The sequence below is a fragment of the Pseudomonas sp. F1_0610 genome (assembly GCF_047470865.1).
Lineage (GTDB): Bacteria > Pseudomonadota > Gammaproteobacteria > Pseudomonadales > Pseudomonadaceae > JAZDRH01.
Genome location: NZ_JAZDRH010000051.1, coordinates 1 through 6,117 on the forward strand (window position 1 = coordinate 1; position 6,117 = coordinate 6,117).

Genomic DNA, 6,117 nt, shown 5'->3' on the forward strand with positions numbered 1-6,117 from the left:
GCTCAGGGACTGGAACTCCAGCCTCATTTTGTTTGAGAATTGCCATAATCTGGCTCTCAGTGAATTTTGATTTACGCATAGAAAACTCCTTGAGTTTATATTAATGAAATTTTCTACAAATAGCCTCTGTGGTTTTGAGGGGGGATTACAATCACTTATTAGCATAGCAACTCGGACAATAGTTCTTATTTTAATTGGACATCTTTAAAATTGATTGCTCAGAATTTAAGTATGGCTCATTTACTTTTTAAGCTCTTCATGGATGCGCTTCCAATGATTGGATAGCTGTTTCTTAACTGATAGCTCCTTCATCACTTCCGATGCTCTATATGTATAAGTTATAAAATTTTGTTGTTTACGAGCTAAATGGCTATACATTCGATAGATTTTTCTACGATAAGTTTTTGATCTATTTCTTCGAGCTTTATTTTTCGATGCTCTAATTTTGGAAATTAAACGTCTATAATAATTTGATAGGCTAGATGACCTGATCAAAACTTCTTGACCATTATATATAAAACCAAGATATTGTAGAGGCTTGTCCACTTTAGTATCTATGTCAACGGCTTTCAGCTTACCTGAAATACAAGTAAATTTTATTTTTCAACCTTACTTGGATTTATCTTTAACTCCTTTCCGCCATGATTAAGCAATAACTCTTCAAGAGTTTTATAAACATCGCTCATTTGAATATTCTGGGGAAAAACTAGAATAATATCATCGCAATAACGTCTATATATTCCACCCATATTATTCGCTAGCTCACAACAATATTTGTCAAAGTCCAGCATGTAAATATTTGAAAGTATGGCAGACATAGGAGAACCTTGAGGAATTCCATATCTTCTCCCATCGATTTTATTTGGTTTCTGGATGAGGTATCTAACAACACCATCAGCATCAGTAACTTGTTTTTTTCGAATGCTTCGAAAATCACCTAGGGCTTGGTAAGGCTTGCTAGTTTTTTTTCTCAAAGGATTTGGAGTTTTTTCATCTTTCTCTTTTCTTTTTGACCTATCAGGCCATCCTAAAGCAACCAGAGCTTCTTCTATATTTAAAAATGAATAATTAGTTAAAGATTTAAAAACAATATAATGATCTTTAGATAAGCAAGATACGCCATTAACATGCTGCCATTGTTCTTTCAGTATTCCATGATCTAAAGTATCAAAAAAGCTTGATAGATCAATTGTGAGTACATTACATTCTTTTATTTGACTGATCCAATCAAAAATCTCTTTAGCAAATTCAATGTTTGATTTACCCAATGAGCGATAGGCTAATACTGAGTTTTGTAGAGGAGTATCTTTTATGAAATTTTCATATTTTTCAGTGAGAAGATATGAATAATAGGCATAAATATAACCGTCTTGGTTAGCTGCATATCTTAAAGGTCGTTTTTTAGCAGCTCTACGACTTAAACCATTATGACTTTTAATTTTTCGTGTACGTTGTTCAAATCCGATAAAAGGTAGAAACCAATGTTTAACCACATTATCTGGCTGAGAAACAAGAGAATAAGCGTCTTGAGCATTAAGTGGTGTATCAAAATGAATTCTTGATTTATGGATTTTTTTATTCTGAACTCTTAGAATATGTTTTTTATCATAGATTTCATTTTTATATTTTTCAAAATTCAATGCTAATCCTTATTTAGCAGATCCGTAAGGGCTTGTGTCGCGTCCCACGTTACGCCCTTACGGAGTCTTTAAACTTTGATCTGAAAGTATTCTTACTTCTTCAAATCCAGCACTAATTTTACCGAAAAACATCTTCGGATAACGCATTAACTTAATATGCTATACTATTGGAGCTAGTATGATGAACAACTGTGTACTGATACTATTGAAACAACTTACAACCGTGATGGTTCAGTTCTTTATTACAATATTTCTCAATAAACTGCTGGACAGTTCAAACCGCATCCCTCTGCGAGCTGGATAATCCACTCCAAAGGCATAGTGAGTTTACACAAAAAAAATATTGAAATCAATACATAGTTTTATCACTATCTTTTGAGGATACCACTATATCAACTCAATCACTTTCTTAAACCTATTATATTGATAACTCATAATCTGCCCATTTACCAACAATTCAACAGCTTGCTGAATTACTTCTAAAGGTGCAATAAACCACTCTTTCGGTTGATGATTTTTACCATCTTTATCTGCGACCAATAAATCAAGGCAAGATTCACCAAAAAAGGCATGTAGATAATATTCAAATTTTTGAGGATTAATATTGAAAGCTTGATATTCAGCAATGACTTCAACATCAGCCATCAAATAAGTCGGCTCTTTTCTTGCGTTAGCAACACGTTTTTCAACAGTTGTTGTTGCAAAACCAATTTTGTAAAGATGATCGTATAATTGGATACGTGGATCTGCACTTTTAGATTTTAAAATATAAATATAGCCTGTCGATGTATCCTCTTCAGTGATACCACTAAAATTAGTATAGAAGTTAGAGTTTTCTTGTTCATTGGTTTCTGAAACAATGCGCCCATCTTTATACAATGCTTTAGCCAATGAGCGGTACAGCATGGTTGATTCAGTGCCATTCTCAAAGATAGTACGTGTTCGACCATCTTTACGGAAACGTTTACCATCAACTGTTTTAGCTTCAGAAGTAAAATTAATACCTGCGAGATAAACTAACAATCCGCTTAAAACATAGTAACTTCCTTCAACTAGTTGATATCCCTTATCATTAAAAGGCAACAGTTTACGTTTACCTTCTCGAAGCTCTCTATGAACATCTTTAAATAAATGTTCAAATTGACCAAAGTCCTTACAGCGTTTCCGTTTAGCAACTTCATCTGCTGCTATACGTTGAACAGGCACATGCTTAATTTTAAAGATGTCACCATCTTTACCATCATCTAATAGACCAAGATCATCATCATTAAAAATATCTTCAAGCGACTTAATATCTGACATATTTTAGCCCTGATGCAGTGGGAGTAAATTATATTCATCATAATCCGCCAAAGCCATGTATTGCTCAGGATTAGTCTTAATCGCATCTAAACGGCTCGCAAGCATAAACTCCGAAATGTTTTTCATATCCTTAGCAGGTACACGTCCATGCTGTGTCACAAAATCATTAATTTCATTAAAATTAGAGACTAATTGTTCATCAGCCGTTAGAGCAGACGTCTTTTTCTTTACGTTTAAAAGACCTAAGTCATCATCAGCAATCATATCTTGAAGCCAGTTGAAATCTTCCACGTATTACACTCCAGCTCGTCTACGTTGCTCACGAATATAGATTAGGCATTCGGCTAATCGTTTTTCAACTAAGTTATTCGATTCTAGACTAGGCTCACGACCAAACTGAACTTTGAAGGCTTTTAACTTAGGCCATAACTCAATAGCTTCTTCCTGAGACATACTAATCTTAGTTGCCTCAATTGCTTCCTTAATCAATTTGAGTACATTAACTGTGACTTCTTTTGATAGAATTTCAAAAGCTTTTTGGAAAGGATTTACAGATTGAATTAAATCAATATTAAGGTCTTCGATATTGATAAATTTATCTGCCATACGAATAAATTTTTTATCACCAACTTCTTTGACTTCTGCTGTGCTAATTACTGAGTCTACTACTAAATATTGACTCACTTCTTCAAGTTCAGCTTTCGTTAAGTCAGGATATTTTGTTTGGATAATCTTAGGGATAAGTACTTTATTCACCACTTCAGGCTCAACCTTGCCTGCTGAACCTGCAATCACCTTAGCATCTTGAAGAATAGCAGCTTTGAGGTCCACAAGATCATTTTCAATAATTGCCTTTGTTTTTGCTGTACTTGGTTCTTTAAAGCCTTTGATTGTGAGCGTACCTGGTGGAACAATATCTCCATCATCACGTTTGGTTTTAAACTTGAAGTTTGGTGCGAGTATTTGTTCCATCAACAAAGATGCAGTGATAGCTTTAAGCATACTATTTACTGCAAACTTTACCTCGGTGTCTTGTGCATCGGGTTGCGCAATAAGATTGGTAAATTGCGCATGTGATTTGTTTGAACTGTCTCGTGTACAGCGTCCCACAATTTGTACAATCTCTGTCAGAGAGCCACGGTAACCAATCGTTAAAGCATGTTCACAGAATTGCCAGTCAAAGCCTTCTTTTGCCATACCTAGGGCAATAATGAGGTCAAGATCATCTACGGTTTTAATATTACGTAGATATTCAACGACTTTATCACGACCATCTTCTTCAACGAGGTCAGCTACCTTTAAAATCTTACCATCTGGGCGTTTAACGGTAATAATGCCCGTATTAGGATCTTTAGCGACAAATTCACCAATGATTTCTAGGATCGCATCCACTTCATCATATTTATCTTTGGTTGATTCACCTGAATTCACATTTGGAATATGAATAATAGTTTTTTTATCGGTATCCAAAACTTCTGCAATTGCGATAACCCCTTCATCATCTTCTGCAAAATAGCGGCCTTTATAGAAGTGGTAGCCAATGCCTAAGGACTTTAAATAGGTATAGCCATTAAGCTGTTCGTAATAGTTAAAAGAAACTTTATCAAACTTAGCTTCATCTTCAGGCGTGAGCACAGGAACGCTATCGCCACGGAAATATGAGCCTGTCATTGCAACGATATGAGCAGTGGTATTGTCCATTAATGATTTAAGAACATTACCTAAAATATTATCAGCATCTGCTGAAACATGATGGAATTCATCAATAGCAACTAATGTATTATCAAATACATGATCTTCAAGCTCTTCAAAAGCAAATCTTAAGGTAGCATGGGTACAGACTAATATCTGATCAGCGCCTTCCATAAAGCGTTTAAAAGCTTTTACTTTGCTTCTATCGCAACCAGCAGTACATAAATTATTTTCAGGTTTAATATCCCAATCTGTAAAAAAACCACTTTCGCTCAGCTTAGTGCTGGCAAATGAACCACCAATAGAGCGTTCAGGTACGGCTACAATAACCTTGCTTAACCCTTGGTTATATATCTTGTCTAAACCCAAAAACATTAATGCACGAGATTTACCTGATGCGGGTGGGGCCTTTAAGAGTAAATACTGACTATTACGAGATTCGAAGGCACGAGCTTGCATAGCCCGCATCCCCATATTGTTGGTTGAGGTGCTTTCACCAGTTTGATGATATTCAACATTTATAATATTAACTGTCATATCAACTCTTCACTGCATTATTATATAATTGAAACAAAACTTTTAGCCTTTCACTATCATCTATAAATGAAGTTTTACTAAAGACAGAATCGACTGCACGATCAAGTTTTTGATGTTTTTCTTTTAGTTTGATTGGCATATCCTCAGAATACAAATCACCAAGATTTTTGTTAGCATATTGCTCTCTCTCTTCAATAATTTCTAGACTGAGAGTTCTTATTTTATCCTTTAAATCATTGGAAATTTTGGAAGGAAGTGGAAATGTATTATAACAAATTTTAGTTGAATACCTGATCCCATTACCGAAACGCCCAGAAACAGCAGCAGCCCAAACCATGTGAATTCTCGATGACAATACTCCAAAGTAGAAAATATCTGAACTGGACACAACATTGAGTAAGTCACTAGATAAAATAGATTTATCAAAATATGATACTGGAAAATAATCTATTTCAGCAGGTGAAATCTTTGGTATAACTATATAATTACTATCTGGAAAGTTTTCCACATGAAATTTTTTAGGTGTCTCTGCTAAACGAATTGTTGGTACACTTGAACTCGCCAAACGAAAGTCCCTAACCTTTTGTATACGCTCCAAAATCTTGGGCATTTTATCAAGAGCTTCTACAGGGATATCTTTTACAAGTAAACAATATCTAGGCTTTCCATTCTTTAATTCTTGCGTTCCATACCATTTTCTAAAATAATTTTCAGAAGCAGGCTCTTCTTGAATAAATATATTTTTTTCTTCTAGCGTAAAAAGATAGTTACCATCATCAATAGGTTTATTGCCTATTCCCATCGTGGGTAAATTTTTTGATAACGGTTTTGATCTACTCTTCACAACATTTATTTCAGAATCAGTTAAATATGGGCTTATTCTATCTACAGTCTGCCAAAGGCCCTCTCTTAATATTTTTTTATTATTAGTATAATTTTTTGATAT

The 6,117-nt window shown here is 34.6% G+C and carries 5 protein-coding genes; all 5 read right to left on the reverse strand.

Going from position 1 to position 6,117, the window contains the following annotated elements; genetic code table 11:
• Positions 1-596: 596 nt before the first annotated feature.
• Positions 597-1,640 (reverse strand): reverse transcriptase domain-containing protein, encoded by a 1,044-nt coding sequence (locus tag VQ643_RS15830; RefSeq protein ID WP_414201403.1) that lies wholly within the window; start codon positions 1,638-1,640, stop codon positions 597-599.
• A gap of 387 nt (positions 1,641-2,027) precedes the next feature.
• Positions 2,028-2,942, reverse strand: a complete 915-nt coding sequence (locus VQ643_RS15835; protein ID WP_414201405.1) for a GIY-YIG nuclease family protein — start codon at positions 2,940-2,942, stop codon at positions 2,028-2,030.
• 3 nt (positions 2,943-2,945) lie between these two features.
• The gene (locus VQ643_RS15840) at positions 2,946-3,233 is read right to left on the reverse strand and encodes a hypothetical protein (RefSeq protein ID WP_414201407.1); all 288 of its coding nucleotides are present in this window, start codon (positions 3,231-3,233) and stop codon (positions 2,946-2,948) included.
• A 3-nt stretch (positions 3,234-3,236) separates the two neighbouring features.
• Positions 3,237-5,171 (reverse strand): DEAD/DEAH box helicase, encoded by a 1,935-nt coding sequence (locus tag VQ643_RS15845; RefSeq protein WP_414201409.1) that lies wholly within the window; start codon positions 5,169-5,171, stop codon positions 3,237-3,239.
• A 1-nt stretch (position 5,172) separates the two neighbouring features.
• Positions 5,173-6,117, reverse strand: a 945-nt coding sequence (locus VQ643_RS15850) for a type IIL restriction-modification enzyme MmeI (protein ID WP_414201411.1), incomplete at its 5' end; no start/stop codon positions are given.